This window comes from Streptomyces dysideae, assembly GCF_001514305.1.
Taxonomy (GTDB): Bacteria; Actinomycetota; Actinomycetes; order Streptomycetales; family Streptomycetaceae; genus Streptomyces; species Streptomyces dysideae.
This window is the reverse complement of sequence record NZ_KQ949136.1, coordinates 28,302-31,133: the sequence shown is the minus strand read 5'-3', so window position 1 is coordinate 31,133 and position 2,832 is coordinate 28,302. Positions and strand designations below refer to the sequence as shown.

General features: G+C 70.9%; 1 protein-coding gene and 1 pseudogene. Both read right to left on the bottom strand.

Going from position 1 to position 2,832, the window contains the following annotated elements; genetic code table 11:
* Positions 1 to 355: 355 nt before the first annotated feature.
* On the bottom strand, positions 356 to 1,270 hold the full coding sequence (locus AQJ91_RS46395) for an ATP-binding protein (RefSeq protein WP_067035785.1): 915 nt from the start codon (positions 1,268 to 1,270) through the stop codon (positions 356 to 358).
* 545 nt (positions 1,271 to 1,815) lie between these two features.
* Positions 1,816 to 2,832: pseudogene (locus tag AQJ91_RS46390) on the bottom strand (hypothetical protein); the annotation flags it as partial.

Here is a 2,832-nt window from a genome sequence, read left to right as displayed (position 1 = left end):
TACGGCAGGCCTCCGGAACGGTTCTGCCTCTGTCCACGGCTCGTCGGTGTGTACGGGTTCGACGTGTACGGGTGCCGTCCGGAAGAGATGCATCGCGGCTCCTCCAAGCGAGAGAATGCCCTTGGCCCCACCCGGCGGGACCTCACGCCCACCAGCCTGCACCTATGAGCAGTCGCGAACATCACGTAAATGGGTGAGCGAAGGCCCTACCTTTAGGGGGCCCAGGCATCTCCCTGCATCTCCCCCGTTTGGTTGGGGCGGTGTCCACGGCGCGGCGCTGCACGTCCACCCTGACAGCGTGCACTTCCCCGACCTGCCCACCGGCCCGCCCCTCGGCCTGGGCGGCGGGCACTGATCATGGTCCGGCGGCCTTCGGCATGCCGACACCACCGCCCTCCGTCCCTGATCCCGTGGACGCTGCCGGAGCGCCGGCGAGCGGCACCCCGAACTCGACCGTGGTGCCCGCGCCCGGCTCGCTCTCCACCCGGCTCCAGCCGCCTGCCATCTGGGCGCGTTCGTGGATGAGAGTGAGGCCGAGGTGGCCGGGGCAGGAATCCGCTTCAAGAAGGTCGTAGCCCACGCCGTCGTCGACGACGCGCATCAGGCAGCCGTCGTCCACCCCCAGCAGTTGCACGCGCACCATCTTCGCCCGGGCGTGCTTGCGCACGTTCATCAGGGCCTCCTGGGCGGTGTGGTAGACCAGCACCATGGTCTCCACCGGCAGCGCGAACCGCAGCCGGTCCTCGAACCTGTAGGGGGTGCCGCACTCGGCGCGCATCCGGTCCAGGAACGCCTGCAGGGCGGTGGCCAGGCTGCCGTGCTCCAGGCCGGCGGGCCGCAGATCGAAGACGAGCCGACGCAGGCGGCTGAGAGAGAGCCCGAGGGTCCCGTACAGCCGGCCCATCACCTGTATGTCCCTGGCATCCGTCAGCCGTCCGCGTAGCTGCTGCAGGCGCAGGCACGCGGCGGTGATGACCTGGATGGGGTCGTCATGGATGTCGGCGGCGATGCGGCGGCGTTCCTCCTCCTGGGCGTGGATGAGGCGGCCGAGGAGGACCTGCCGGTCCCGGTTGGTGCCCTCCCCAACAGTTCCAGGCCGCGTTCCAGGACGAACCGGGCGCGCCGCATCGCGGCGCAGCGGTCTCAGACAGGCCTCGGCAAGCTCCGCCGGCATGCTGAACTGGCCGCGGGCCGCCCGGGTGACCGCCTCCACGACCTCCTGCGCGGGCGCGCCCTTGACCAGGTAGCCGACGGCCCCGGCGGCGAGCACGTCCCGGCCGTCTCGCGGTCGGCGTAGGCGGACAGGGCCAGGATCCTTGTGTCCGGCGCGCGTTCGCGGAGGGTGCGTACGGTGGTGGGGGCGGCGCCCCTGGGCAGTTGCACGTCCAGGACCAGGACCTGAGGGCGTGCCTGGAGTACCACGGCCACCGCCCGCTCATGGTCGACGGCCGGTCCCACCAGTCGAACGCCGGGTGCGAGTCGACGAGATCCCCGAGTGCCTCCCTGGCCTCGGGGTCGTTGTCGGCCACCGCGACGTGAATCCGCCCGTTCACGGCCCTTCCTCCCTCGTGAGGGCCGCCTCCCGCACCCGGTGGGTGTCGAGTCGGCCCCGTCGGCACACACTCCCCGAGTCCGACCGGAGGTCTGCCGCCACAGGCCGGCCACCTGGTCGGTCTGCTGCGGCGAGAGGCCCTCCATATGGGTGAGAAACCGCAGGACCCGTCGGCTGTCGGGCCAGGAGACGACGCTCATGATGTGCTCCTCGCGTCTTCGTCACCGTGCGGGGTGTGACCGACCGGTCCGCTCCACACGGTCTTACTGGCCCTGGCCTTGACCCTGACCCTGCCCCTGACCTTGGTCCTGGCCCTGGTCCCGCTGGGTCGCGTTGACGGCCGTCTCGGCCTCGCCGCCGCTCTTGCCGCCGACGAGTTTGAAGGCCACACCGCCCTCGTCCGCCTTGGTGATCTGGTAGGAGCCGACCCCCTTGGCCGCGCCCTTGGCGTCGACCCGGAACATCGCGATCTTCTTCGCGCCGCCGCTCGGGCCGCCGGCGTAGAGGGTCACGGTCTCCTTCGCGGCGAAGCCGTTGACGAAGAAGCTCACCGTGGTGCCGGCCTTGCCCGTGTACGTGCTGGGCTCGGCGGTCGGCGTGTACGGCATCACCTGGAAGCCCGCGCGAACCGAGGCCTGCGTCCGCTCACCGACCGCGGTGACGCTCTGCCTGCCCTTCAGGCCGAACGGCACCTCGAAGGCCACGGATCCGACGTTGCCCTTTGCGTCGGCGTTGGTGGTGAACGCCGGGACGCCCCCGGCTCTGTTGATGTAGAAGAGCACGCGCTCCGCGGGGGCGAACCCGGCGGCCGACACGGTGATCCGCTCCCCGGCCTTGAGTGCGTACGGCGCCGACGTGACCGAGGGGTACAGGCGCAGCATGTAGAACGGCGCGGTGGCCGTGGTCTTGGACTTCTCACCGACCAGGATCAGCGTGCCGGTGCCCGTCGGGGCGACACCGACCCTGACGTCCGCCCGGCCGATGCCGCCGGAGCCGTCGGCGGTCAGGGTGGCATCCGGCTTGCCGCCGACCCGGCCCCAGAAGACGTTGATCCGCTCCCCGGCGCCAAAGCCCCGCACACTCAGCGACACCGAGTCGCCGGGCTTGCCCACCCCCTTGCTGACCTTCACGGAACCGACCGCACCGCCCGAGACGAACGGGGCTTCGGCCACCTTGTCCGCGTTGCGCTGCTGCGCGACCAGAACGGCGCCCTTGCTGACGTTCTCCGGCACGGCGATCTGCGTGTTGAGCGCCCCGGTCTTGCCAATCTTCACCTCGGC